Raw genomic sequence first — 24969 nt, 5'->3', positions numbered from 1 at the left:
TCGTATAATTAAAAGAATAGAGCGACAAATCTTCATTTTAAGTTAAAATTATATAATTTTTTAAAACTCTCTTTTCGTTCCTCATTTATCATTTGTGTATTATTTATATAACGTCTATCTATTTTATTTTATAATATGTGATTTTAAAGTGGAAGTTTTGCTACTCTAAATTTAAGTATTTTTAAGTTACTTAACCTTAAAATTCCAATATCTGTGTAAGTAGAATTATTTTTTTATAACTGAAATTATTTCAGATCATGTGAGGATATAATCAACTTAACGCTCATACAAACTTTAGCCTTAAGGGTAGGACTTTAAATTATTTTTGCTTTATATGCTGGAAGACAAAAGACATTTCCTCTTAGTGATATTATCATTCTCGGCATATAATGCCTTTAAATAATATATTTCTAATTCTTTCATAAAAATTAGATTATTTATGTACGATAGCCATAAAATACTCACTTTTAAAGTGTGAGTATTTTATGAACAATATTTAAAATGGAATAAAAAATATAAAACACAAAGCAAAAACAGCAGTTAAGCTTCTTGATGAGAACTGTTTATATCGTTGTCATTAATTTCTTCTGCCAATAATTCTTCCTGACTTTCTTCTAATAATTCTTCTTGAATATTATATATTTCTTTAGCCGAAGTGAGAGTTTCACCTTCTGCTTGGCGTTGTGCTTCACTGGTAGAACGCGCAACGTTAATAATCACAGAAATTTGAACCTCTGGATGTAAGCTAAGAGTGATAGTGTGAAGACCGATCATTTTTATTGGATGATTAAGTTCGATTTGATTTCTTCCAATAGAAAAGCCTTCATCTGTTATGATTTCAGCAATATCACGTGTTGACACAGAACCATAAAGTTGTCCCGTTTCACCAGCAGAACGAACAACAATGAATGATTGTCCATCAAGTTTTTCAGCAATTTTTTGCGCTTCACTTTTGCGTTCAAGATTACGTGCTTCAAGTTGTGCACGTTGTACCTCAAAATGTTTTTTATTAGCTTCATTTGCGCGTAAAGCTTTACCTTGAGGCAAGAGAAAATTACGCGCATAACCATCTTTAACTGAGACAATATCACCCATCTGACCAAGACGAGGAATGCGCTCAAGTAAAATAATATCCATAGTTTTTCCTTTCGAACAAATAAATTTAGTGGAGTTTTTTGCGTGATTGAAAATTGTATTGAATAGCAGCCCAAATTCCCATCAAAAGCATCATGAAAACAATAGGTGGAGTAAAAACGATTGTAAAAATAGCAATATAAACAAGAGAAAGTATAATAATTCGACCGTTTACCCCTTTTGTAATATTGTGCAGATATGCTAGACCGCTAATTAATATGATGACAATGTATGCAGTGCTAAAGACACGGGTACTCAAGTTAAGAGAAGCGCTCAGCTCAATCATCGATGCTATGCAAACAATAATGAAAATAATAATTCCAGAAATTGGAAGGCGGAGAGTTTGGCTCCAATCATCACGGGGTCTTTTCAGCCATTTCATATGTTGTGCTGCTATCATGGAAAAGTAAAGGTTACCAATGAGAAAAACCAAACTATAAATAGTCAAAGAAAAAGCAGTAAAAGTTGCTGTATGCGTCATTAAAAGCTCACTAAAAGCGCGTATATCGGCTTCTTTTATTGACTGTGATTGTTGCAGAGTTTGTGCTATGTTTTCGGTGATTTTTTTTGCAATGACGGGTGTGGATGGACGGGTTTGAACATAGAGCCCAATGAAAGTTGCTATAAGAGCGATAAAATTAGTTAAATGAAAAATAACCGATGATAATGGATACCATATCAGTTCGTTTTCTTTTTGCGCTGGTCGTGCGAGCCCAAGAAGCCAAGAAGCATAGACAGCAGGAAGGAAAAATAAGAACATAGAGCCAAGAGCAATATAGGTATTAGTGGTTATGATAAGAACAACAGTGGCACTTATGAGGGCGATGAGACTGGCTAATGTTCCTTGACCGAACGCAACAATAAAAATTGGCAATGAAAGAAAGCAGCCAAGAAGAAGAGAAAAAAAGGGCGCGATATTTGCAACACTGATGATTGCCATTCCTATCACAACAGCAAATAATCCTGCCAAAATACCGGTTAATATCTCATAAGTACGATTTTTTTTCATTTATTGCTGTCCTGCTTTCTGCAGTTAGAGGCGTGTCAATACCCCAACTTTGACATTTAATAGCTTAACATAGGATACAACAAGCTATTTTTAACCATATAAGAAAAGCAACTGGAGAAACTCTCCAGTTGCATAACATATTGATCGCTTACTTTATAACGTACGGAAGTAAACCTAAAAAGCGAGCACGTTTGATAGCATTAGCTAATTCACGCTGTTTTTTCTGACTAACAGCAGTAATCCGTGAAGGAACAATTTTCCCACGTTCGGAAATATAACGTTGTAACAACTTGATGTCTTTATAATCAATTTTGGGAGCATTGGTCCCTGAAAAAGGACATGTTTTACGACGACGATGAAAGGGGCGACGTGCAGAGTTTTGATTAGTATCAGTCATCATTCTACCTCTTCTATAGCATTTTCACGTTGACGACGTGGAAAACGAGGACGCTCTTCATCGTGTCCAATGTGACTATTGCGATCAAGGTGTGAGAGCATAGCAGATTTTTCTTTTTCGTGTTTTTCTACGCGAATGGTCATATAACGCAAAATATCCTCATTGATGCGCATCTGACGCTCCACTTCAGCAATTGCTGAAGCTGGTGCATCAATATTGACCAAGACATAATAAGCTTTACGGTTTTTACGAATACGGTAAGCAAGAGGACGAAGTCCCCAATTTTCTATACGCCCAACTTTTCCACCATGCGCTTCAATGACACCTTTGTAGAGACTCAAAAGTTCATCAACTTGCTGCGGTGCGATGTCTTGTCGGGCAAGGAACATATGTTCATAAAGAGCCATTGTTTTGCCTTTCTTCAATTAAATTTCACCGGCTTTAGCGCAAAGCCTCTGCGACTTGTCTTTTTTGGAAATCCAAAGAAGAAAGGACGCGTTTACAATTCGAGACATCTCAGAGCGGAGACACGGGAGGCCGGAAACATTGTATTTCCTACTGATATTTTACAGCCCTCCGTTCAACCTCCAGCTAAAGTGCCGGCAACGAACATTTCACATTTACAGGTTATCTTTTAAAATAGCAAGTTTATGCACATAAAAAAATTGATTTGTTAAATCTTGATATATTTCCTTCTTCTACAAAAAGATAATACTGTAATATAAAGGTAAAGGAGGGAAAAATGGACTTTTTAAACCAGATTGATGTTACACTCTTTGAAATGTTTGTCGGCAATCATCACGCTTGGTCGATTGTAGTTTTGTTTAGTATTTTTTGTGCAAAGTTTTTAATTTATATTATTCCTCTCCATCTCTGTGCGTTGTGGTTTTGTGGTGGGGAGAGGGAACGATGTGTCGTGCTAAGCATTTGCATGAGTATTTGTGCGGCTCTTTTCATAGGTTATCTCATTTCTCTTTTTTATTTTCATCCTCGCCCATTCGTGGTAGGGCTGACGACACCGCTTATTCAACATCGTGCGACAGCTTCTTTTCCTAGTAATCATGCCTTGACCATTGCATCTTATGCAGCTAACTTTTATTTTTACCGATACAAAGTTGCTTTTAAATTTGCTTCGGTATTTTTGTGTTTGATCTGTTGGGCGCGCATCTTTGTGGGTGTACATTATCCCTTTGATATTTTAGCAGGTGCAATTTTAGGAAGTCTCATAAGTTTGGGTGTTATTCAGTTTATAGCACCCTATTTCCCTAAGTTTTTATATCAAATTCCGCCCTTAAAATATAATTTTAAGTGTGGTATTCGTTTTAAATAAAGGGCTTTATCTTGATTTGTGCGGATGAATAAGGTCAAAAGAAAATAATTTAATTGTACAGTTTTAGGAGTTGATAAATGGGTGCAGCTTTTATTTTTCCAGGGCAGGGGAGTCAACTTGTTGGTATGGGGAAGGCGCTTACAGAGCAATTTATTGCCGCACGGATGGTTTTCGAGGAAGTTGATGATGCTTTGGGCGAGAAATTATCAAAGATCATTTTTGAAGGACCAGCAGATGTTTTAACGTTAACAGCAAATGCACAACCGGCATTAATGGCTGTATCTATGGCTGTCATTCGTGTGATGAAACAATTAGGGCTTCGTATAGAAGAAAAGGTAAGATTTGTTGCTGGTCATTCTTTAGGCGAATACTCGGCTCTTTGTGCTGCTGGTACATTTACTCTCACAGATACGGCAAGACTTTTGCGTATTCGTGGCAATGCTATGCAGGCTGCTGTCGCGGTTGGTGAAGGTTCTATGGCAGCATTAATTGGTTTAGAAGAGCACATTGTGGAAGAAATTTGCGAAACTGTTTCTGGAGAAGGATTATGTCAGATTGCTAATGATAATGGTGGTGGGCAAATTGTTATTTCCGGTAAAGCAAAAGCAGTTGAGGCAGCGGTAGAGATTGCATCAACAAAAGGTGCAAAACGTGCACTTCTTCTTCCTGTTTCTGCACCTTTTCATTCATCTTTAATGCAACCTGCTGCTGATGCCATGAAGAAAGCACTTTTGACTGTTAACAAAATGTCCCCTATTGTTCCTTTGATTGCCAATGTTTCTGTTGCACCTGAGAGCAATCCAGAGCGTATTACTACTCTTCTTGTCCAACAAGTGACTGGGAGGGTGCGATGGCGTGAAACAATAGAATGGATCGCTGCTAATGGAGTTGATACGCTTTTTGAAGTTGGTTCTGGAAAAGTATTAACAGGTTTAACGCGTCGTATTAACAAAGATATAAAGGGGGTAACCATTGGAACAGTTGATGAAATAGAATCAGCGCTAGGTATGCTCGGCGTTTAATCTATAAGGAGTTAAAAGATGTTTAGATTAACAGGACGTAAAGCTCTTGTAACGGGGGCTTCGGGAGGAATTGGTGAGGCAATTGCACGCTGCTTTCATGCACAAGGAGCCATTGTTGGACTTCATGGAACACGCGAAGAAAAGCTTAGAGAAGTGGTGGCAGAATTAGGGCAGAATGTTTTTGTATTTCCCGCTAATCTTTCTGAACGCCAATCGATTAAACAATTGGCTGAAGTTGCAGAAAGAGAAATGGATGGCGTCGATATTTTGGTTAACAATGCGGGAATCACTAGGGATGGTCTTTTTGTGCGTATGCAAGATAAAGACTGGGATGATGTTTTAGAAGTTAACCTAACAGCTGCTTCTCTTTTGACGCGTGAATTAATACATTCTATGATGCGCCGCCGTTATGGAAGGATTATTAACATTACATCTGTTGTTGGTGTTGTGGGAAACCCTGGACAAACGAATTATTGTGCTGCAAAAGCAGGCTTGATAGGTTTTTCTAAAGCATTGGCACAAGAAATTGCTTCGCGAAACATCACTGTCAATTGTATTGCTCCAGGATTTATTAAATCCGCAATGACAGACAAGCTTAATGAAAAGCAAAAAGAAGCCATTATGGCTGCGATTCCGATGAAGCGTATGGGAAGTGGGCAAGAAATAGCCGCTGCTGCTGTTTATTTAGCAAGCGATGAAGCAGCCTATACGACAGGTCAAACACTCCATATCAATGGTGGAATGGCAATGATTTGAGTATTTATTTTATTCCACATTGATTTATGAGTTGTATTATTTTAGATAGTAACGATTGAAATGGATAGATGCATCTATTTCTTTAATATGGTCGTTGATCAATTGATGTCGGAATGTCAGATTGGTTCATTTTGTAGGGGATATCCACAGGATGTTTTAAATCATTACTAAAATCTTTTAAAGTAATGCATCTATTGCTTGATTAGATGAACCGATATAGTTAACCAAATTATAGGAAAATATAAATTCGAGGATTTCAACATGAGTGATACAGTAGAGCGCGTTAAGAAAATTATCGTGGAACATCTTGGGGTTAATGCTGATAAAGTTGTAGAAAATGCAAGCTTTATCGATGATCTAGGGGCTGATAGCCTTGATACGGTTGAACTCGTTATGGCTTTTGAAGAAGAGTTTGGGGTAGAAATTCCAGATGAAGCTGCTGAAACGATTTTCACAGTTGGCGATGCAGTCAAGTTCATTGATAAAGCTTCTGCGTGATTACTAAAGGGCAAAGGCATGAATTGCTTTTGCCTATATTCTTCGGAGCTCTTTTGAAAAGAGAGCTTTGAGAGGTGAAGTTTAGTTCAAGGTTAGAAGTTATGAGACGTGTTGTTGTTACTGGTTTAGGGTTGGTATCTCCATTAGCTGGTAATACTGAATATAGTTGGAAACGACTTCTTGAAGGAAGAAGTGGTGTCCGACGTATCACAGAGTTTGATGTGTCAGATTTGCCATGCCAGATTGCTGCGCGTATCCCCTTAGGGGATGGAACAGAGGGGACTTATAATGCTGATTTGTATATGGAACCTAAAGAGCAACGTAAAGTTGATGCATTTATTGTTTATGCAATGGCTGCTGCTAACCAAGCGCTTGCAGATGCCGAATGGTTTCCTAAGAGTGATGAAGATCAGATTTGTACAGGTGTGTTAATTGGTTCGGGAATTGGGGGAGTTGAGGGTATTGTTGAAGCTGGTTATACGCTTCGTGACAAGGGCCCACGTCGTGTTTCTCCTTTTTTTATTCCAGGTCGTTTGATTAATCTTGCTTCTGGTTATGTGTCTATTCAATATGGTTTACGGGGGCCTAATCATTCTGTTGTAACGGCTTGTTCAACAGGGGCGCATGCGATTGGTGATGCGGCACGTTTGATTATGTTTGGTGATGCAGATGTCATGGTGGCAGGGGGGGCTGAATCTCCGATAAATCGGATATCTCTTGCAGGTTTTGCAGCTTGTAGAGCTCTTTCTACTTGTCGCAATGATGATCCTGAACGGGCGTCACGTCCTTATGATACTGATCGTGATGGTTTTGTGATGGGGGAAGGAGCAGCAGTTGTTGTTTTAGAAGAGCTGGAACATGCCAAAAAACGAGGAGCGCGTATTTATGCTGAGGTTATTGGTTATGGTTTATCTGGTGACGCTTACCACATTACAGCGCCTTCAGAAAGTGGTGAAGGGGCTCAGCGTAGTATGATAGCTGCTCTTAAGCGTGCACAAGTGAATGTGAGTGAACTTGATTATATTAATGCTCATGGTACATCTACGATGGCTGATTCCATAGAGCTAGCGGCTGTTGAGCGTGTTTTAGGGAGTTATGCACCACAAGTTTCTATGTCATCAACGAAATCATCTATCGGGCATTTACTTGGTGCAGCCGGTGCTGCTGAGGCTATTTTTTCTATTTTAGCTATACGGGATAATATAGCCCCAGCGACACTTAATCTTGACAATCCATCGATTGAAACGAAAATCGATCTTGTACCACACAAACCGCGTGAACGAAAGATTGATACGATTCTTTCTAATTCTTTTGGATTTGGTGGGACAAATGCATCGTTGGTGATGCGACGTTTTAGGGGATAATAAGTATTTTTATTTAATTTTTGCTTTTGAGTTTTCTACTTTATTATAAGGTGAATGAGAAATTATAATATTATCCTTAATCGCTATTGAGGGGTTATGTCCGATGTGAAAAATGGAAATCATTAAAGGACGTAAGTGATTCCTCTTCGAATCATTTAGCAGATAGTTATGACATGTTAATACATAAAAAACGAAAGAAATCATCTATCGTCCGTAATCCGTTGGTCATTCTCGGTCATTTTTTTCTTATGCTGATTGTGATTATTCTTTTTGCCATAAGTATTCCTCTTTATATTGGAAAAAGTATTTTTGAAGAAAAGGGAAAAATTGAGGAAGAACAAATTGTTCTTATCCATCCTGGTACCGGAATTCGTGAAATTGCTTCATTGCTAGAAAAACGTGGTTTCATTCGATCATCAGATATTTTTGTTTATGGGGTTGGTTATCACCAAAAAACAACGCATCTGAAGGCTGGTGAATATTTAATTCCAGCTCATGCTTCGATGCAGGATATTATGGATATTCTTGTGAAAGGAAAATCTATAGAGTATACATTTACAGTACCTGAAGGTTTAACGGTTCAGCAAGTTTTCGATCGATTAGCTGCGAATGAAATTTTGATTGGAGACCTTCCAAAAATTTTGCCTCCAGAAGGTTATTTAATGACGGATACTGTTCGTTTTATTCGGGGAACAACGCGTAAAGAGATTGTAAACAGGTTGCGTGAAGGACAGACAAAATTAATTCATGCTATATGGGCTACGCGTTCACCTGATTTACCCATTAAATCAATTGATGAATTTGTTATATTAGCCTCAATTGTTGAGAAAGAAACGGGAATTGCAGCAGAAAGACCAATGGTTGCTGCGGTATTTTATAACCGCCTTACAAAGCATATGCGTCTTCAATCGGATCCAACAGTAATTTATGGTCTCTTCGGAGGAAAAGGAAAACCATCCGGTCGTGCAATTTATCGTTCAGATCTTGAGAAGGAAACACCATATAATACTTATAAAATTAATGGTTTGCCCCCAACGGCTATTGCAAATCCAGGTCGGGATTCTTTAAAAGCGGTGGCACATCCACCAAGCAGTGATGCACTTTATTTTGTTGCTGATGGTTCAGGAGGGCATGTTTTTTCTCGAACTTTAGAGGAACATAATATGAATGTTCGCAAGTGGCGAGAATTAAAGGCAAAACATTGAATTTATAGTGATAACACATCTTTTTGCATCGTAAATGAGAATCCCAAATATAGTAAAATTTTTCTATTTAAACTTTTTATGAGAATGATAAAAAATCATTTTCGTGTCTGTCACAAGTGGGATTGGCGTATGGATAAAAATATTTAAGAAAGAAGTGAATATACTGCTAATACCTTATCTCAAAAAAGAGCAAAATAACATTGAGAATTGCTAAGAAAACACATTGATTAGGGGAGAGGTTGAGATAATGTATAATTCAAATTTTGGAGAAACATTTATGAACAAAGTAGAGTGATGTAATGACAGTCTTTGAAAGTAAATTGAGTGCTATAAAAATAAATCAACGCCGCGGTTTTTTATTTATTCTCTCTTCACCTTCAGGTGCTGGTAAATCAACAATTTCTCGATTACTTCTAAAAGATGGACAATTAGAGCTTTCCGTAAGTATGACCACAAGGAAAAGGCGTCCTAGTGAAGTAGATGGGCTACATTATCACTTTATTTCAAAGGAAGAGTTTGAATATAAGCGTGATAGAGATGAATTTATTGAATGGGCAGAAGTTCACGGAAATTATTATGGCACTTTGCGTGAAACTGTTGAAAACGCATTGAATGCTGGCCATGATATGTTATTTGATATTGATTATCAAGGTACCGAGCAGCTGCAAAAAAAGATGCTAGGAGACACTGTATCTGTTTTTATCCTTCCACCATCAATGAAAGAGCTTGTTTCGCGTTTACATCGTCGAGCAGAAGATAGTCAAGATATCATCAATTTGCGATTGGAAAATGCACGAACGGAGTTAAAGCATTGGCGTTCTTATGATTATGTTGTGATTAACAAAGATTTAGATCAGTCTTTATCTTTTATTAAATCAATTTATTTAGCTGAAACCGTAAAACGTGAGCGTTGTTCTTATCTTGGCTCTTTTGTTGATGGGCTTATTGCTGAAAAAATCGATAAATGTTGTGATTAAAAAAGGTTTCATAACACAAAGTACATTTTTTAGAGCACTAGATGCGCTAAAGTTACAAATTCAGAAACCGAGAGCGTTTCAGCACGGCGCATTCCATCAATTCCAGCTTTTTCTAATAGCACTTCACCTCCAAGTGTTTTGAGATTTTGACGAAGCATTTTTCGTCTTTGCCCAAAGGCGGTTTTTGTGACAAGGCTTAGTTTTTGTGCAGAGCAGGCAAGAGGTTGTGTTCGTGGAATAATATGAACAACGGAAGACGTTACTTTAGGTATTGGTATGAAGGCTTGAGGGGGTACATCGAAAGCAATTTTAGCAGTAGTACGCCAGCCAGTTAAGACACTAAGACGTCCATAATGAGTAGATTGAGGTTTAGCTGTAATCCGTTTGGCAACTTCACGTTGAAACATCAATGTCATTGATTCATAAAAAGGAGGCCATGGTTCAGTCAAAAGCCAATTTAATAAGAGTTTTGTCCCAATATTATAGGGAAGATTTGCAATAATACGAGGTTTTTCTGGGCTTGTTTCAAAGAGTTTTGAGAAGTCTTGCTTTAGTGCATCATTACAAATAACTTTTAATTTTTTAGGGTAGTGTTTTTCTATTTCTAAGAGAGCCGGTATGCAGCGCTCATCGCGTTCTATTGCTGTTACAATGGCACCCTTTGCTAGCAAGGCACGTGTGAGACCTCCAGGACCAGGACCAATTTCAAGAACAGGTTTTCCTTCTATATTGCCTGCTTGATGAGCAATTTTAGATGTTAAATTAAGATCAAAAAGAAAATTCTGCCCCAAAGATTTATGCGCTTGTAATCCATATATATCAATGACCTCACGCAGAGGAGGGAGATTATCTATTGGCATGGTATTAAACTATTTTTTGCAAGTTGATTTGCAAGTTTAAGAGCAGCAATAAAGCTTTCGGGAGAGGCTATCCCTTTATCAGCAATGTCAAAAGCAGTTCCGTGATCTGGAGACGTGCGAATAAAAGGTAGACCTAACGTGACATTAACAGTGCTGTCAAAGTCTAATGTCTTAACAGGGATAAGGGCTTGATCATGATACATACAAATGGCAACGTCATATGCCTTTCTTGCACATTCATGGAACATTGTGTCGGCAGGTAGCGGGCCTGCAATATTGAGTCCTTTCTTTTTAAGATATTCAATAGCAGGAGTGATAACTTCAATATCTTCTTTGCCCATTGCACCTCCTTCTCCAGCATGAGGATTAAGACCAGCAACAGCTAGTCGGGGTGACGTTATTTTAAACCGTGTTTTTAAGTCACATTCAGTAATAAGTACCGTTTGAATAATTAAATCACGGGTAAGCTGTGAAGGAACATTTTTAAATGGAATATGAACAGTTATTGGTACTGTTTTTAATCGAGGTCCTGCTAACATCATAACTGGATGATAGTATTTATGAAAAGCTTTATGGGCTAAATCAGCTAAAAATTCTGTATGACCTGGAAATTGAAAACCGGCATCATAAAGATTCTTTTTTGCAATAGGACAAGTGATAAGTGCACATGCATGGCCATTTTGAATCAATTGAACACAGCGTTTAATTGCTTCAATAATTCCAGCGGCATTATTCGATGAAGGTATACCTAATTGATCACTTTGTTTGTTTTTTAACGGTATGATAGGAAGAGCGTTTTGAAAATTTTTTGCAGGATTATTGATTAAAACAGATTGCACCTCAACATCAATCTGTAAAAAACGAGCGCGCGAACGAATAACATCTGGATCAGCAAGAAGTACAAAAGGCGGAATTTGGCGCGTAACACGCAAATTCCACGCTTTTAATACTATTTCAGGACCAATACCGGCAGGATCACCACCACTAACAATAAGAGCAGCCATTATGAATTTTGAATGCGTGCCACTCGCCGCAGTTCTCCTAAATATTTGTCGCTTAATTCTTCAAGTTTTTGCGGGCTTCTTTTTTTACTATCTTGAAGAGAAAATATCAGTCGAGCGACATAATCATCAGAAACTCTTTTTATTTTGCAGACAGCAATTGCTTCAATTCCATCAGATGTCTCTTGTAATTTTGTCATTTTTCCAGCAGGCGTTTCAAGAATAGCTTGTTCCCATGCATTAGGAAGTTGTGGCTCCAGAAACTTTCCTAAGTGGCGGATAGTAACGTCTAAAATACCTCTTGCTTGATTGTGAGCATTGGCACATCCACGGAAATGTGCGCGAAAATTACTTGCTTCTCTTTGACGTCTTTCAAAGATCTCTGAACGACGATGTGCAGGAATGACAAAAACAATTCGCTGTAATGTATATTCGTTGGTTGAAGGTTTTACACCACCATTTTTTAATATTCTGCGTACAGCTTCTTGTTCGCTAATCATACCTGTTTCAGCTTGATAGCGTGCGCTAACAAGACGCCCCCATCCTATTTGTCCACGGATGTAATCTTTAAAGTGTTGCACTGTGATCTCAGTTTGGATCAGAATCTGGTTGAGCTGATCAATCGTCATATTATTTTGTGTCGCAAAATTCTCAAAAGCTCTATCAACTTCATCATTGCTTACTTCAATATTAAGACGTTTTATTTCAATATTTTTTAGCTTTTCGTCAATAAGCTCTTTTTTAGCCTGTGCCACCAAATTGCCTTGCTTTTGTTGTAATCTGAGAAAAGCAAGGCGTCTTTGTATATCATAATTTGTGATGGGGTTGCCATTAACTGTAACAACAATAGAAGTCTGCGCAAAGACTGTCGGAATCAAAAATCCATTTATTAACAGGCTACTTACGCTCAAAGACGCAATATAAAATAAAGCAAGAAAACGCTTTTTCAATTTATTCATGTAAATAGGCTTTCGCATTGTTTATTAATTCTCATCAACAACTTAAAATACACGCTTTCTTTCATAAAAACAATGATAAGTTAAATGACTGATACATTCCCTTTATAAATTAATCTATCTTTTTTCCGATATCTGCAATCGTACGCAATGAAAGAGAGAAATTAAAGTTTTGCAAGGGTGCTTTCCTGCCTGGATTCGTTACCTGTTGATAACCGAATGTTAACCCGAAACATTCATCCATATAACTCAAGCTAATTCCTCGCTTTATAAATGTACCAGATACTAAATCATAACCGGCGTTGCTATTAATGGACCAATAATCTGCCAATTTAAGTCCTGTTTGAAAAGAAATTTCTTGGCGCTCTTGAGAATATTCATAATCTGGTTGCTTTGCGATATAGGCATATTGTAGAGCTGCCCAAAAATTTTGCCATTTTTGTGATGCTTCGATTTCACTACGGCGGATTTTTCCTGTTTTTTTGTCAAAGCGTCCACGCGTTTCTAAGGAAAAACCACTTTTATGGGTTGTACCAAACATTGCAACATAGTCTGAACGTTTTGCCTCTAAGCTAGAATGAGTACCGACATTGATAAAGTCCTTTTCTGCAAAAGAATTCTTTCCTGCTAGATGAAAGGATTGTCCAATGAGACCATAAAGAGACCAATTATCATTAAGGCTTCCAGAATATCTTATACCTATATTGGCTCTTGTACCGCCTTCTACACGATCATAACCAGAAAATTTGTCTCGTTGAAAGAGAGTGGTGGCATCAAAGACAAAGCTTTGAGCATCTTCATTAGGAATTTGTCCAATATATTGTTCATTATTGCGTATAAAAATTTGTGCAGTTGGTTCTATAATATGTGTAGAATGATCAGCTGTAATGAGGAAGGGATAGCGTAGTTCCAACCCTGCTGTTGCCATGCCACGAATTTCTGAACCATGAATTGCGGATAAGGCATTGTTTTCTATAGAATCTGTGTGATTTTCTCTTGCATTGGTTGTAATGATATCAGCTCGTAGAGAGAGAAGAGGGGTTAAGATGAGTCCGTTGTGCGTGTTGAAGCGCTTTTTCCACTGAAGCTCGTTTGTTAAACGCAAACTATTTCCAGCCATACCAGAAAGTTTTACTGTGTTGAGAGGGTTTCCGTTCTGGTCGGGTGAACTGAAGTCAGCATGGCGACGATAAACTGATTGCATATTACTATGGAAGGTAAGCTCTCCATTATAAATGGGTTCATCTGGTGTGAAAAAATAATCGATGCGTGGTAAGACCCACGCTTGCCGAGAGTGACGTTCATAATGAGGATCATTCAATATTGAATCTTGAACTTTAAAATGATAAAAACGCATATCAAAATAATTTTTTCCTGCAAGACCATTCAGATAGATCTGAGAAAGTTGTGTAGGATTGTTATAGTTTTCAAGTTTATAGGCACGACTAAAATGCCGATCTGATTGTGCAAGAATATCCCATCCATAAGTCCAGTGTGAATTAATACGAAAATCCCCCTTTGTCGCCAGCATATAACGGTTTTTATGTTGGGCATCAATCGTATCATTATCAAATCTATGCGGTTTCATTTGATATATATGAGCAAAGCGAATGTTATAACGTCCCGTTTTTAAACGCTGACGCCATTCCCCTTCGGTTAAAAGCCCTTGTTGGGTATAAACCGTAGAAGAAAGGGTAAAATCATAATGGGGGGCGAGATTCCAGAAATAAGAATTCTTTATCCCCATACCGAGATAATCAGTATAAAAAAAATGAGGAGTAAGCAGACCGCTAGCACGCCTAACAGTTGGATCATAGATCTCAAAATTTGGAAATTTTATAATCGGTACACCAAAAACTTCAAAACTGCTATTTTCAAACCGAATTTTTTTGATGCTATTATTCCATATAATCTTTCTTGCTTTAATTTTCCATAGGACGTCTCGATCTGGTTTATAAGAGCAAGGTTCACAGGCTGTATAGGTTGCATTTTCAAAGACTGTTATGTGGTTGTGTTTGCGTGTAGCATTTTGGGCTGAAAAGTGAACATTGTTGGCTGTATCAATACGTAAGGCGTTTACAAAACCCTCGCCAAGATCTTTGGTCATATCAATTTGGTTGGAATAAATTTTATTACCATCCTTTTGAGTAATTTCAACGTTCCCTTGTGCTATAAGCCGTCCTGTTTTTTGATTGTAAATAATTTTTTGAGCGACAACTTTATTGCCATCATATTCGATTTGAACATTACCGTGTGCAGAAACAGTGTTTTCATCACGATTGTAGATGAGTTCATCCGCAGAGAGCAAAAGAGGAGGTTCCGGATTTTGAATGCGACTTTGAGAAGGAGATAGAAGGCTTTGAGCGTGCGCACAATAAGACAAAGCACTTCCTAAAATAACCCCTATAACACTTTTAAAAGCGAGAGCACTTAATTTTGTTAAAATAGTTTTTTTAAGTGTTAATGCTTTCACTTAGCCATCCTCTTTATGAAGTAAAAAAGAGATTCCTAAGAATAACGCAATAACAACGGGTGTCCAAGCTGCAATAATTGGTGGAATATATCCAGCATTACCAAAAGCTTGAACAAGTACGGAAATAACATAAAGCATAAACCCAGCTATTACGCCACCAAGAATCAACATTCTAGATTGCCCAAAACGTGTAAAATTTAAAGATACAGTTGCTGCAATGAGGGTCATTGCCACAAGCAATGCCGGTAATGCAATCAAAGATTGAAAATACATATCAAAATTATTAGCAGAATAGCCAAATGAACGTGCAATCATAATTTTTTTTGGCAATTGGTAAAATGGAATAGTTGCGGGATTCACTAAACGTTCCGTTAAAAATTCAGGTTTTAGATTGGTTTTTATTTGCAACACGGTAAATTTTTCAGGAGGATGCCCTATTTTATAGATTGTTCCATTTGTTAATAGCCAAAATCCATTAGTCAAGGTTGCTTTTGGGGCGTTAATCCAATTTTTGACGGTTGCGTTGTCATTGTATTGTACAAAGGTTGCATCGAGAAGAGAAAGTCCTTGATCGGTGATAGATTTGGCGCCAATGGTTGTTCTGCCTAAATTTGTACGTTGTGTTAACCAGTGGATACTTGTATTGTGAAGAGGTGTTAGTACATTGTGATTGCGCCATTCAGTCATCTTTTTTTCTGCTTGAGAAAATCCCCATGCAGCAAGTGGATTAATGAGAAGAATTGAAAATAATCCCAAAAGAAAAGCTCCAAAACAAGCTGGCATAAGAAATTGCCATGCAGAAACACCGATTGAACGAGTCACTACAAGTTCAAGTTTTTTGTTGAGCGAGATAAGCGTTGCCATTGCAGAAAAGAGTGCAATGAAAGGGATAAGTTGTTGCATGATAAAAGGGATGCGTAAAGCAGAGAGGAAAAATGCATCTTTTGCTGTATAATGCGGAAGGGAAGATAGCCTACCGGAATTCTCTGTGAAATCGATTAAAAGAGCAAGAACAAAAATGCTTCCCCAGAAATAACAAGTTATTTTAAGATACCGTATAAAAAAATATCGTCCAAGTGTCCACCCAATCATGATATTTTATCCGAGGAATCTTGAGATTTTCGCTGTTCAAATTTGTTCATTATTTTTTGAAAAGCGATTTGAAGTATCTCATTAACTTTTGTGGGAAGCCCAATTTTATGATTCGTTAAAAGCATAAAAAAGACAAATGCACTTGTTCCTATGGGTATAATATAAAGGAGAGGAACGTATGCAAGATCGCTTTTTGATTTTTCTGCGAAAAAATATCCTATCCAATACACCAGAAAAGAAAGGGCAATTGCCGAGAGATTTGCGGAATGACGAGCTTGTCGATGGGAGCGTACATCTCCTGCCGCTGCTAATGCAATAAGTGAAAAAACAATAGGGTAGAGCCATTGTGTTAATCTACGGTGAAATTCAGCTTTATATTGGAGTGGTTTTCGTTGATAGTAGGGATCTTTTGGGTCAGGGTTTTGTAAATAAGAAAGAGACCGATCTTTTGGATAAAGAGTAGGTGTTTTATCACTGGGGATAAACTCTCCTAGGCTAAAAGTATATGAGCTAAATTGCACGATTGAAACACTGTTATTTTGATGATTGACTCTTTCTATTTCACCGTTATTGAGAACCAGAAAACTGCCGTTTTTATTGCTCACAATGGATGCGTCTGTTGCATAATAAAAAAGATCAGTCTTAGGATCACGCTGGTCGGCAATGAAAAGGCGTTCAAGTGTTCCGTTTGGATTTCGTTCGCCAATTTCTATGTAAAGGTTATTGGCGAGTTTTTGAAAGCTCCCTTCACTAATGAATAGATTAATAAGATCAAAATGAGCGCTTGCTAGCATTTGTCGCATATGAAGACGCGCTTGAGGAACAACAAAATTAGCTATAGAAAAGGAGATACAGGATGCAACAATAGCAAGAAGAAGGATAGGTTTCCAAACAGTACTTTTAGGAAAACCAGAGGCATTGATGACAGCAAATTCTGAGTCTTGATGCATTGCTGAGAGGATGGTTGTAACTGCGATCACTAATGCAAATGGAATGACAAGAAAAATAACAGAAGGAACCAATGAAAGTGAAAATTGTAAGACTGTGAGGAGTGTTTGTTTACTTGTTGTGAGAAAGTTTATCCGTGCAAGAATTTGTATAGTCCAACTAACGCCCACTGCTGCAATCATGACAGAACTAAACAAAACAAGGACACGTTTCAGGATGTAGAACTCAATAATACGCATAAATTGGGGAAAATCCTCAGTCTTTAATTCGATAGCAAATATTTTTACTGCTTTCGGTTAAAATGTAATAAAGTTTGAAAAAATATCCTTTCATGAATTGGATATTTTTACCAAATAAATAATATCAAATTGCCTATGAGGTCCTCTTTAAATTTTCCGTACATTATATTTTATTTTCAACTATAGTCTACAAAGAATCTAGAAAATAACTTAAAAAACTTTTTTATTAACGTTGAAAATAAAAATTATTGTCTTTTAAAGACACGTGCAAAAAGATGATGCATCTCCATTAAAAAAGAGGGTTTATATCTTGAACCGTTTCCTTTGTATTAGAGATATAGAAGTTTTTTTTAAAAAGATGTTAGCTTTTTTATAAAGAATGATGAAGGCTTAAGAGATTGGATATTTTATTCTATCATTTGACGAAGTCAACGCTGAAGGATATTTTGCCGACGCTTGTGGAGCGTGCATTGGCTCGTTTTGGTAAAGTAACAATACAATGTGTGAGTAAAGAACAACGCGATTCTATAGATATACATTTATGGGTTTATGCTGATGAATCATTTATTGGACATGGAACGGAGTGTGATCAATATTCAAACTTTCAGCCTGTATTTCTGACGACAGGACAAGAAAATCCGAATGATTCAAAGGTTCGTTTTCTCATAGAGGGAGCTGTTTGTTCGGATATTGATGCTTATCAACGGCTTGTCGTGATATTTGATGGTAGAAGTGAAGAGCAGTTGAATCTCGTTCGTGCACAGTGGAAAAAATATAAAATGGAAAATCATAATTTAACGTATTGGCAACAGACTGAAGATCGTCGCTGGGAAAAACAGGTTTAATGCGTCTCGTATCTATTGCTCTGATTTTTATAGGATTGCTGGGAATAGTAAATCCAGCACTTTTTATTACGGAAGGTTCAGGGGGAGGGCGTTGGGTTTTTATTGTGATTTTTCTTTTAGGCATGCTAAAGATATGGCCTATAATTAAAAAAACGAAACGCCATGATGATGATTATTGATCGAATTTTGCTTATTTTATGGGCTGTGATGTTGTCCTTCTTTTGCGTGTCGTGGTTGGGGACAACGCATATCTTATCAAAAATGTTTGCTGTTGCTTATATGAGTAATATTGCAGATTTTTTATTTTTCTTTTTGAGTGCATTGTTTGCGGGAATATTGTGGTGGAAAATACCTCAACCCCTGTCTTTAAAAACAAAACTGGCAGCATTTTTGCCGCCAGTCCTTATTTTATTCTTCGTTATTATATTTTAGTTGGATATTTCATCATCTGTAAATCCGACGAAGCAAATCAGTGAAATAAAAGAAGCAAGAAGCAAATAATAACCGATATAAGATGTATCGAAATGTTGCACCAGATATTCTGCAATATAAGGCGCGAGAGAAGCTCCTATGATAGCAGATAAATTGAAAGTGATAGAAGAACCGGTATATCGGATTGCTGTTGGGTATGGTGAAGCCAAAACAGCACCAAGAGGACTGTATATCATTCCCATGAGAGACAAACCAATAACAGACATTGCAAGGACTCCTATAACTCCAGAATTTAAGAAATAAGGAATTGCGAAAGAATAAATACCGGTGATGATTGTAATCCAAATCATCAAAGTTCTACGTCTAATACGGTCAGCGAGTTTTCCAGTGATGACAGTAAAAATCCCACAAAAAATAGCACCGACAATTTCGATTTGAAGAGCTTGATGAAATGGCAATTGCAGATGGTTTGTTGAATAGCTTAACAAATATGTAGTAACCAAGTAAAACAAAACAAAAGTTGCCATACCAGAAAATACTCCAAGAAATAGGATTCGTGGACATTTTAAAAAGACATCTATGATAGGAACTTTGACATGTTCTTTACTTTCAAGAGTTTTTTTGAATTGAACAGTTTCATTAATTGAAAGACGGACCCATAATCCTATAATCATAAAAACAACTGAAGCAATAAAAGGAATACGCCATCCCCAAGCTAAAAGTTCCGCACGATCAAGGAAATGCAACAGAGCTAAATAAACAGCAATAGATAAAAACAAACCTATTGAAACGCCTAATTGGGGGAACATCGCATACCAGCCGCGCTTTTCTGGAGGGGCATTTTCTGTTGCGAGTAAAACAGCGCCTCCCCATTCTCCTCCTAATCCCATTCCCTGTCCAATACGGCACAAGGTTAAGAGGAAAGGGGCAAACCACCCTGCTATTTCATAAGTAGGAAGAAAACCAATAATGACTGTTGAAAGACCCATTGTGAGAAGAGAAGCAATAAGTGTTGCTTTTCTTCCAATTTTATCCCCAAAATGTCCAAAAACAACTGATCCAAAAGGGCGGGCAAAAAAGGCTGCTCCAAATATGAGGAAAGATTGTAAAATGGCAGTCTGATCATTTTGTGTTGGAAAAAACACATGAGGAAATATAAGAGCTGCGGCAGTGCCAAAGACATAGAAATCGAAGAATTCAATTGTTGGTCCAATAAGGCTTGCAAATAAAATTCGACGAGGGGAGTTTCTGTTGCTTGTAGCTTTCATTTCTGAGTTTATAGACATGAATAGAATGTCCCTTTCAGTATATGACAAATCAAATAACGAGTTAACTGACTATAAGTATAGAAATTTCAAATCAGTGTCGAGTCAATATTATGACACTTCGTTATATATTAGAACAATGATTATGGACTGATGAGTATGAATAAGTGCTCTAGATATTATCCAAAATGAATAAAATAAAGACGCTGCTTTAAATGCTGTAGAAGATGGCAATAGGTGGCTATAAACGCAGCTCTCATTCACATTGCTGTTTCCTTTAAAGTTTAATGCCATTTTTATCTATTAAGGGATCAATCTTATTCGTAGATCAGTATTTAGTGTCTCAAAATATTAAAAATATTTTTTATGGATGCAATTGCAACACTTTTAAAGTGTATCTAAAATAAATTAAATCTTTTAGTTGTGTATGCATTTTAAAACACAAGGTGTATATTTCGTCTATCAGAGCTTAATCCATCGTATGCTTTGCTATCTTAAAAGACATGAGGTTGAGCAATTACGTTGTGTTGTTTTTGTCTATGCACTTTTTTCTAAATGGGGGAATTTAAATTTGAAATTATGGAGTGTGAATAATGCACCGCAAAATGAAATTAAGTTTTTATGCATTAATGACCAGTGGTTTTTTTGTCAAGATTGCGAGTGCAGATGGAGTAGCTACACCAAGAGAAAAGTTATTAACACCAGTAAGTATCAGTGAACATCTAGAAGAGACAAGAAAGTTGTTATCGGAAGTAAGGGGATTAAAAGAAAAAAAGGGGGGATCAAAAAGGATAGAGAATAAACAGAGAGCAGAAGGAAGTAATCCTTCAGAAGAGGGGAGGAAGAGATTAGAAAACCTATTCTTTGAAGTACTCACAAATTCAATAATTTATGATGATATTGCCGTTTATATTACTGACCGTGATTCTGAGGACTCTGGTAAAAAAGTAAATAGCTTTAATTATGAAGACGCTGGATATTCTATCAATAATACGGTTCAGGAGGGTGGAAAACTTTACATTGATGCAGCAAGTGTTAGCAGGGATACGACAATTGAGCATGGTGGGATTGAGTTTGTCCAAAACTTGAGCATTTCAGAATATGCCGCTGTTAAAAAAGGGGGTAAACAAATTGTTGAGAGTGGTGCAAATGCAGAAGGTACTAAAATTTATGGTGGCGAGCAGATTATTTTTGGTAAGGGAAGTCTTGGATCTGGTTTGTTGCGTAAAGATAAGGCAAGTAGTGCTTATAACACCGAAATTTATGCTGAAGATGGAATACTAGGACTACAAAGTATCTATAGTGGGGGGATGGCTGTTGACACAAAGATTATGAGAGGCGGTGTCCAGAATCTTGATGGTGAAGAGAATTTTCATAACGGCTTTTCAGAAGATGCTGATACAGCCGATACAGAAGATGAAGATTTTACAATTAATGAGGGGGCTTTTGCACTGAGTAGCGAACTTTTTAAAAATGGTATGCAGAATATCTTTGCAGGAGGGAATGCGAGTGAAGTTACTTTATACGATAGAGCTATTCAGAATATATATGATTCTGGATATGCGGATAATCTAACTATTAATCATCAAGCAAGGTCATGGGGTTTTGCTGGTGCGATATTAGGTGAAAATACAAATGTTCATGATTTTGGTAGTCTTTATCTTTATGCTGGGAATGGTGAAGCTGTTACGGAAGTAGAAAATCTTAATTTAAATGGAGAAGATAGCAAACTATACATTATTGCGTCTGAAGATAACGGCAAAAAACCTGAGATTAATGTTAAGAATTTAAAAGGAAATGGCAGAGTTATTTTTACGTCTTTAGGGACGAATAAGCTCTATTCTCAACTTAATATTGATGATCTTTCAGGTTCTTTACATTTCGATTTTAATGTCAATTTTGCCAAGCAGCTTAGTGATTATCTTGTGATTAAAAAAAGGGGCTCTGGTTCTCACACAATAAGTGTGGCTGATTCTGGGCGTGAAATTACAAATTCTTCTTACAAAAAGCTTAAATTAATTACTGATCGCAGCGGAAATGCCCATTTTACTCTGACAAACACTTTTGGTGAAAAAATCGGAACTGTTGATGCCGGAACCTATCGGTACAGTTTGAAACATAGAAACAATAAGGGTACTGGTAAAGTTTGGTACTTAGATGCAAACCACACCATTGATGAGACAACTTCTCAAGTTTTTGATAGTGTATTGAAACCATATACTGGTTCATCAAGTGATTTACTTACAGAACTCACAATTGATCAAGGAACAACTGTTTCTATTGCAGATCCTAGCTTTGACACGAGTAGCAAGGAAGTTGATAGCAATGGAGAAACTTCAATTAGTAATACAGTTAAAGATGGTGGAAAGCTTTCCGTTTATAGCGGTGGTTTTAGCTTGTATACGACAATTCAAAGAGGTGGCACTGAGCTTATTAAAACACAGGGTCTTTCACAGGATACTATTGTTCATAAAGGTGGGCAACAAAAGGTTGAAGATGGGGGAAAAGCTGAAGGGGTTAAAATTTACGGTGGTGAGCAGTTTGTTTCAGGAAAGTCTGATATCAAAGGTGCGATGGTAAGAAGCAGTGCCTATGACACTATCGTTTCTGGTGAGAATGGAGTGCGAGGATATCAGAATGTGTATGATGATGGAGAGGTTTTTAACACACAGATCATGGAAGGAGGGATACAAAATCTTTATGGAGAAGAGGATCTAAACGATTATAGCAGTTTTGCCTTTGATACGAAGGTCTTTTCTGGTGGAGAGCAACACATTTTAGCGGGGGGAATCGCGATTGGCGTTCTTTTACAAGGGAATGCTTTCCAAGCAATAGATTTAGGAGGCTATGTAAAGGATTTAATAATTAGAGATCAAGCACAATCGTGGTTACATTTTGGTGCAACATTAGAAGGAAGCACTATGATTCATGATTCTGGACGGATTTATCTTTATGCTGGTGCTGAGCGATCTCGTACTGAAGTAGAAAAAATTGTCTTAAATGGCAGAGATACAAAATTGTATGCGATTGCTTCCAAGATGGATGGTGAAAGTTCTTTGATTGAAAGTTTGAGTGGTAATGGCAGTGTTATTTTTACTTCTACCGTGTTTAATCCACATTACTCCAAACTTGAGATCAATGATCTTTCAGGGAGTTTACATTTTAGGTTGCATACTAATTTTGCAGAACAGCGCGGTGATTATCTTCTGATAAAACAAGGATCAGGTAATCACACCATAAGTGTTATCGATTCTGGTGTTGAAATGACCAATTCTTCTCTACAAGATCAGAATTTAGTTTTGGAGCTTGATTTAATTCATGTTCAAAGCGGAAATGCGCATTTTACTCTGACAGATTTTTCTGGTGAAGAGACGAGTACGATTGATGGTGGAGCCTACATGTATGGCTTAAAGACAAAAGATGATAATGGGGGAAAGACTTGGTCTTTGGCTACATCACAAATAACTTCTGCTCCTGTAATTCCTTCACCTCATGTGGAGTCGCCTATAGATAAGCTTCCTGAAAAAGAAGAAAATATGACATCGTCAAAAGATTTTAGTATCTCTGATGTAATTCATTACAGCATTGGGGAAGGAGGAGGAATTCTACAAAGCTCTTTGCTCGGTGATGATAACGTAGTTTATGTCTTTGATGATGGAGAGCAAGGTGTTCTTAAGAAGTCTATTAATAATACAATTCAGGGATCAGGAAGACTTTATGTTGAAGCTGGTGGTTTCAGTAAAAATACAACCATTGAAAATGGTGGTACTGAGATTGTAGGGGAACAGGGGGTCTCAGAATCTACGATTATTTACGAGGGTGGAAAACAAAAAGTGGAGGGGGGAGGCTCTGCATTGAGAGTTGAAATTTATGGTGGGGAGCAGCTTGTTTTCGGAAATGGTTATGTAAATGGTGGAATTGTGGGGAGCAGTGCTTATAACACGACACTTTATGGTCAAGGTGATACGCCGGGACAGCAGAATGTATATGATGATGGGATGGCTGTGGGAACAAAAGTGATGAGTGGAGGAGTACAAACTCTTGCTAAGTGGTTTCCTAATGATGATAACTTTGCAGAAAAAGCCGGCGGTTTAGCTGTAAATGCTGAAATCTTTTCAGAGGGTGTGCAGCGTGTTTTAGCAGGAGGTGAAGCAAATACAGTCATTTTACGCACTGGTGGTGTTCAAGAAGTCTATGCAGGTGGAATTGTAAAGAATCTAACGATTGAAGGTAATGCTAATTCATGGATTTCTCCTGGTGCAATATTAGGAGGAGAAATAAAAGTTCAGGATTTTGGTGGGCTCCATCTTGATGCTGGAGACGATGGTCAACAAACTATAGTAGAAAACATTGAATTAAATGGAGAAGACGCTCAATTATACTCCGTTGCTCGTGGGTTTGACGACAAAAGTACACGCATTCAGCAGTTAAGCGGTGTAGGAAAAGTCATTTTTACCTCTTTTGAAGATGATTTATATTACTCTCAGCTTTACATTGATAATCTAGCAGGGAGTCTACATTTTAACTTTAATGTTAGCCTTGCAGAAGAAAAAGGTGATTACCTCTTTATTGAGAATGGGAGTGGTTTTCATACAATAAGTGTCGTAGATTCTGGTATTGAAATTGTTGATCCTTCTTCAGCAGGACTTGATTTAATTTTTGATCAAAGTGGTGGCGCACATTTTACCCTGAGAAGCTTTTCTGGTGCAAATGTTAAAACTATTGATGGCGGAACCTATACGTATGGTTTAAAACAGAGAATTGATGAGGATGGGGGTGAAAAAGTTTGGTATTTATCTGCAGTATTTATTGATAATGTTTCATTTCTCAACAGTTTACCACGTAGTAGAAGCAGATCTGTGCGGCATTTAAATCAAAATCAATCAGTTTCTTCTCTTTCAACGATTGCAGCATCACAAGAGCATGCTATTAAATTGCCACGTCGAAGAAAAAACCGCCAAAACTTGAGTCAAAGATCTCCAGCTTTTGTTTCTCCAACTGTTTCCTCTCTTGGAAGTCACGTTATTGAAGTCTCAGGTCCAGCGAGTTCTCATCCTCTTTCTGCTGAAGAGCAACAAACTGCTATTTCAGAATCTTCTCACTCTTTAGCCGATCAGATGATTGTGCGTCCAGTTCATAAAGAACAGCCTTCTCCACAATTGAGTG

The 24969-nt window shown here is 37.4% G+C and carries 21 protein-coding genes and 1 pseudogene; 11 read left to right on the top strand and 11 right to left on the bottom strand.

Annotated elements, in window-relative coordinates; translation table 11 throughout:
* Positions 1-540: 540 nt before the first annotated feature.
* From rplI to rpsF, 4 genes are all read right to left on the bottom strand, one after another.
* Positions 541-1137 (bottom strand): 50S ribosomal protein L9, encoded by a 597-nt coding sequence (gene rplI, locus ACFIKN_RS00110; RefSeq protein WP_273791080.1) that lies wholly within the window; start codon positions 1135-1137, stop codon positions 541-543.
* Positions 1138-1162: 25 nt separating this feature from the next.
* A complete protein-coding gene (locus ACFIKN_RS00105) occupies positions 1163-2143 on the bottom strand; it encodes a hypothetical protein (protein ID WP_375630761.1) in 981 nt (326 codons plus the stop codon).
* A gap of 148 nt (positions 2144-2291) precedes the next feature.
* Positions 2292-2540 carry a 30S ribosomal protein S18 gene (rpsR, locus tag ACFIKN_RS00100; RefSeq protein WP_012754957.1) on the bottom strand — a complete coding sequence of 83 codons (249 nt, stop codon included), beginning with the start codon at positions 2538-2540 and terminating at the stop codon, positions 2292-2294.
* Positions 2540-2947 carry a 30S ribosomal protein S6 gene (rpsF, locus tag ACFIKN_RS00095; RefSeq protein ID WP_273791078.1) on the bottom strand — a complete coding sequence of 136 codons (408 nt, stop codon included), beginning with the start codon at positions 2945-2947 and terminating at the stop codon, positions 2540-2542. The genes rpsR and rpsF overlap by 1 nt, the downstream gene beginning before the upstream one ends.
* A 335-nt stretch (positions 2948-3282) precedes the next feature.
* On the opposite strand from rpsF, the gene ACFIKN_RS00090 reads away from it, so the two are divergent.
* From ACFIKN_RS00090 to gmk, 7 genes and pseudogenes are all read left to right on the top strand, one after another.
* Positions 3283-3870 (top strand): undecaprenyl-diphosphatase, encoded by a 588-nt coding sequence (locus ACFIKN_RS00090; protein WP_273791077.1) that lies wholly within the window; start codon positions 3283-3285, stop codon positions 3868-3870.
* 77 nt (positions 3871-3947) lie between these two features.
* Positions 3948-4892: an ACP S-malonyltransferase gene (gene fabD, locus ACFIKN_RS00085; protein ID WP_273791076.1), complete on the top strand. Its 945-nt coding sequence runs from the start codon at positions 3948-3950 to the stop codon at positions 4890-4892.
* A gap of 18 nt (positions 4893-4910) precedes the next feature.
* Positions 4911-5648: a 3-oxoacyl-[acyl-carrier-protein] reductase gene (gene fabG / locus ACFIKN_RS00080; protein ID WP_375637389.1), complete on the top strand. Its 738-nt coding sequence runs from the start codon at positions 4911-4913 to the stop codon at positions 5646-5648.
* A gap of 261 nt (positions 5649-5909) precedes the next feature.
* Positions 5910-6146 (top strand): acyl carrier protein, encoded by a 237-nt coding sequence (locus tag ACFIKN_RS00075; RefSeq protein WP_004860281.1) that lies wholly within the window; start codon positions 5910-5912, stop codon positions 6144-6146.
* A gap of 101 nt (positions 6147-6247) precedes the next feature.
* On the top strand, positions 6248-7510 hold the full coding sequence (gene fabF / locus ACFIKN_RS00070; protein WP_375637388.1) for a beta-ketoacyl-ACP synthase II: 1263 nt from the start codon (positions 6248-6250) through the stop codon (positions 7508-7510).
* Positions 7511-7606: 96 nt separating this feature from the next.
* Positions 7607-8715, top strand: a pseudogene (gene mltG / locus ACFIKN_RS00065) (endolytic transglycosylase MltG).
* A 299-nt stretch (positions 8716-9014) separates the two neighbouring features.
* Positions 9015-9692 carry a guanylate kinase gene (gene gmk / locus ACFIKN_RS00060; protein ID WP_375657717.1) on the top strand — a complete coding sequence of 226 codons (678 nt, stop codon included), beginning with the start codon at positions 9015-9017 and terminating at the stop codon, positions 9690-9692.
* Between the two features lie 29 nt (positions 9693-9721).
* On the opposite strand, the gene rsmA is transcribed toward gmk, so the two are convergent.
* The 6 genes from rsmA to lptF all read right to left on the bottom strand — a co-directional run bounded on the left by rsmA (position 9722) and on the right by lptF (position 17261).
* Positions 9722-10552, bottom strand: a complete 831-nt coding sequence (rsmA, locus tag ACFIKN_RS00055) for a 16S rRNA (adenine(1518)-N(6)/adenine(1519)-N(6))-dimethyltransferase RsmA (protein WP_375630755.1) — start codon at positions 10550-10552, stop codon at positions 9722-9724.
* Positions 10543-11556, bottom strand: coding sequence for a 4-hydroxythreonine-4-phosphate dehydrogenase PdxA (pdxA, locus tag ACFIKN_RS00050; protein WP_375630753.1), 1014 nt, complete (start codon positions 11554-11556; stop codon positions 10543-10545). Before pdxA ends, rsmA begins: the two co-directional genes overlap by 10 nt.
* A complete protein-coding gene (locus ACFIKN_RS00045) occupies positions 11556-12512 on the bottom strand; it encodes a SurA N-terminal domain-containing protein (protein WP_375612927.1) in 957 nt (318 codons plus the stop codon). Before ACFIKN_RS00045 ends, pdxA begins: the two co-directional genes overlap by 1 nt.
* A 109-nt stretch (positions 12513-12621) precedes the next feature.
* Positions 12622-14982 (bottom strand): LPS-assembly protein LptD, encoded by a 2361-nt coding sequence (locus ACFIKN_RS00040; protein ID WP_375657716.1) that lies wholly within the window; start codon positions 14980-14982, stop codon positions 12622-12624.
* On the bottom strand, positions 14983-16074 hold the full coding sequence (gene lptG, locus ACFIKN_RS00035) for an LPS export ABC transporter permease LptG (RefSeq protein WP_375612925.1): 1092 nt from the start codon (positions 16072-16074) through the stop codon (positions 14983-14985).
* Positions 16071-17261 carry an LPS export ABC transporter permease LptF gene (gene lptF / locus ACFIKN_RS00030; protein ID WP_273791066.1) on the bottom strand — a complete coding sequence of 397 codons (1191 nt, stop codon included), beginning with the start codon at positions 17259-17261 and terminating at the stop codon, positions 16071-16073. The genes lptG and lptF overlap by 4 nt, the downstream gene beginning before the upstream one ends.
* 398 nt (positions 17262-17659) lie before the next feature.
* On the opposite strand from lptF, the gene ACFIKN_RS00025 reads away from it, so the two are divergent.
* The 3 genes from ACFIKN_RS00025 to ACFIKN_RS00015 are packed head-to-tail and all read left to right on the top strand — an operon-like array spanning position 17660 to position 18538.
* On the top strand, positions 17660-18106 hold the full coding sequence (locus ACFIKN_RS00025; protein ID WP_375654387.1) for a DNA polymerase III subunit chi: 447 nt from the start codon (positions 17660-17662) through the stop codon (positions 18104-18106).
* On the top strand, positions 18106-18285 hold the full coding sequence (locus tag ACFIKN_RS00020) for a hypothetical protein (RefSeq protein WP_375630745.1): 180 nt from the start codon (positions 18106-18108) through the stop codon (positions 18283-18285). Before ACFIKN_RS00025 ends, ACFIKN_RS00020 begins: the two co-directional genes overlap by 1 nt.
* On the top strand, positions 18275-18538 hold the full coding sequence (locus ACFIKN_RS00015) for a hypothetical protein (protein WP_273791119.1): 264 nt from the start codon (positions 18275-18277) through the stop codon (positions 18536-18538). The genes ACFIKN_RS00020 and ACFIKN_RS00015 overlap by 11 nt, the downstream gene beginning before the upstream one ends.
* Here ACFIKN_RS00015 and ACFIKN_RS00010 read toward each other — a convergent pair.
* Entirely contained in the window at positions 18535-19824 is a 1290-nt protein-coding gene (locus tag ACFIKN_RS00010) for an MFS transporter (protein ID WP_273791063.1), read from the bottom strand. The two genes, ACFIKN_RS00015 and ACFIKN_RS00010, sit on opposite strands and share 4 nt — an antisense overlap.
* Positions 19825-20396: 572 nt before the next feature.
* Here ACFIKN_RS00010 and ACFIKN_RS00005 point away from each other — a divergent pair.
* A partial coding sequence (locus tag ACFIKN_RS00005) for a pertactin-like passenger domain-containing protein (RefSeq protein ID WP_375657715.1) occupies positions 20397-24969 on the top strand: 4573 nt, incomplete at its 3' end.

It is taken from the genome of Bartonella sp. CL436QHHD (assembly GCF_042195105.1).
Classification (GTDB): Bacteria; Pseudomonadota; Alphaproteobacteria; order Rhizobiales; family Rhizobiaceae; genus Bartonella.
This window is presented reverse-complemented; position numbering and strand designations above follow the sequence as displayed.

What these genes read in the sequence shown, in the direction of transcription:
- rplI (WP_273791080.1), bottom strand. Translation starts at nt 1,137, where the DNA reads ATGGATATTATTTTACTTGAGCGCATTCCTCGTCTTGGTCAGATGGGT.
- ACFIKN_RS00105 (WP_375630761.1), bottom strand. Translation starts at nt 2,143, where the DNA reads ATGAAAAAAAATCGTACTTATGAGATATTAACCGGTATTTTGGCAGGA.
- rpsR (WP_012754957.1), bottom strand. Translation starts at nt 2,540, where the DNA reads ATGACTGATACTAATCAAAACTCTGCACGTCGCCCCTTTCATCGTCGT.
- rpsF (WP_273791078.1), bottom strand. Translation starts at nt 2,947, where the DNA reads ATGGCTCTTTATGAACATATGTTCCTTGCCCGACAAGACATCGCACCG.
- ACFIKN_RS00090 (WP_273791077.1), top strand. Translation starts at nt 3,283, where the DNA reads ATGGACTTTTTAAACCAGATTGATGTTACACTCTTTGAAATGTTTGTC.
- fabD (WP_273791076.1), top strand. Translation starts at nt 3,948, where the DNA reads ATGGGTGCAGCTTTTATTTTTCCAGGGCAGGGGAGTCAACTTGTTGGT.
- fabG (WP_375637389.1), top strand. Translation starts at nt 4,911, where the DNA reads ATGTTTAGATTAACAGGACGTAAAGCTCTTGTAACGGGGGCTTCGGGA.
- ACFIKN_RS00075 (WP_004860281.1), top strand. Translation starts at nt 5,910, where the DNA reads ATGAGTGATACAGTAGAGCGCGTTAAGAAAATTATCGTGGAACATCTT.
- fabF (WP_375637388.1), top strand. Translation starts at nt 6,248, where the DNA reads ATGAGACGTGTTGTTGTTACTGGTTTAGGGTTGGTATCTCCATTAGCT.
- gmk (WP_375657717.1), top strand. Translation starts at nt 9,015, where the DNA reads ATGACAGTCTTTGAAAGTAAATTGAGTGCTATAAAAATAAATCAACGC.
- rsmA (WP_375630755.1), bottom strand. Translation starts at nt 10,552, where the DNA reads ATGCCAATAGATAATCTCCCTCCTCTGCGTGAGGTCATTGATATATAT.
- pdxA (WP_375630753.1), bottom strand. Translation starts at nt 11,556, where the DNA reads ATGGCTGCTCTTATTGTTAGTGGTGGTGATCCTGCCGGTATTGGTCCT.
- ACFIKN_RS00045 (WP_375612927.1), bottom strand. Translation starts at nt 12,512, where the DNA reads ATGAATAAATTGAAAAAGCGTTTTCTTGCTTTATTTTATATTGCGTCT.
- lptG (WP_375612925.1), bottom strand. Translation starts at nt 16,074, where the DNA reads ATGATTGGGTGGACACTTGGACGATATTTTTTTATACGGTATCTTAAA.
- lptF (WP_273791066.1), bottom strand. Translation starts at nt 17,261, where the DNA reads ATGCGTATTATTGAGTTCTACATCCTGAAACGTGTCCTTGTTTTGTTT.
- ACFIKN_RS00020 (WP_375630745.1), top strand. Translation starts at nt 18,106, where the DNA reads ATGCGTCTCGTATCTATTGCTCTGATTTTTATAGGATTGCTGGGAATA.
- ACFIKN_RS00015 (WP_273791119.1), top strand. Translation starts at nt 18,275, where the DNA reads ATGATTATTGATCGAATTTTGCTTATTTTATGGGCTGTGATGTTGTCC.
- ACFIKN_RS00010 (WP_273791063.1), bottom strand. Translation starts at nt 19,824, where the DNA reads ATGTCTATAAACTCAGAAATGAAAGCTACAAGCAACAGAAACTCCCCT.